This window comes from Streptomyces sparsus, assembly GCF_054776295.1.
On the sequence record NZ_BAAHCA010001429.1, the window covers coordinates 1 to 850 of the forward strand.

Sequence of the window (850 nt, forward strand, 5' to 3'; positions counted from 1 at the left end):
GGCCGGGTGCGCAGGCGCCTCACCGACGCGGTGGCGGGCGCCCCCGACCCGGACTGACCGCACGTTCCGCGCGGCCCGGCGCCCGCCATCAGGTGGCCTCCAAGACCTCCGGCCCGCCGGCCCCGACTTCCTCGGATACTTCTGACGCTTCGGACACCTCGGGCAGTTCGGCGGCGAGCGCCGACGCGGACTGCACCAGCGGCAGCGCGAGCAGCGCCCCGACGCCCTCACCGACGGTCACCTTGTGGTCCAGCAGCGGGTCCAGCGACATCCGGTCCAGCGCCTTGGCCTGCGCGGGTTCACCGGAGGAGTGCCCGGCCAGCCACCAGTCGGGCGCCCGGAACGCCACCCGCTGGGCGACGAGCGCGCAGGCGGCGGACACCACCCCGTCCAGCACCACCGGAGTGCGCCGGACGGCGGACTGGAGCAGGAAGCCGGTGATCGCGGTCAGGTCGGCACCGCCGACGGCGGCGAGCAGACCGAGCTGGTCACCGAGCACCGGCCGGGCGCGGCGCAGCCCGTCGCGGATCGCGGCGCACTTGCGCATCCAGGTCAGGTCGTCGATGTGCGAGCCGCCCCGGCCCGTCACCACGGACGCGTCGGTACCGCACAGCGCGGCCACCAGGATGCCCGCGGCGGTGGTCCCGCCGACACTGAGATCACCGAGCACCACCAGGTCGGTGCCCGCGTCGGCCTCCTCGTCGGCGACGGCCATGCCGGCCCGGAACGCCTGCTCGGCCTCCGCCGCCGTCAGGGTGTCCTCGATGTCGGCGCGCCCGCCCGAGCGGCGCACCCGGAACCGGGTGACCTCGGCGGGCAGCTCGTCCGGGTCGCAGTCCACGGCCAGGTC

The 850-nt window shown here is 76.0% G+C and carries 1 protein-coding gene; it reads right to left on the reverse strand.

The genetic code is table 11. The features are described 5' to 3' along the window. Window positions 1-88 precede the first annotated feature (88 nt). Window positions 89-850: nicotinate-nucleotide--dimethylbenzimidazole phosphoribosyltransferase (locus ACYVE9_RS28865; protein ID WP_461030832.1), on the reverse strand; the 762-nt coding region annotated here is incomplete at its 5' end.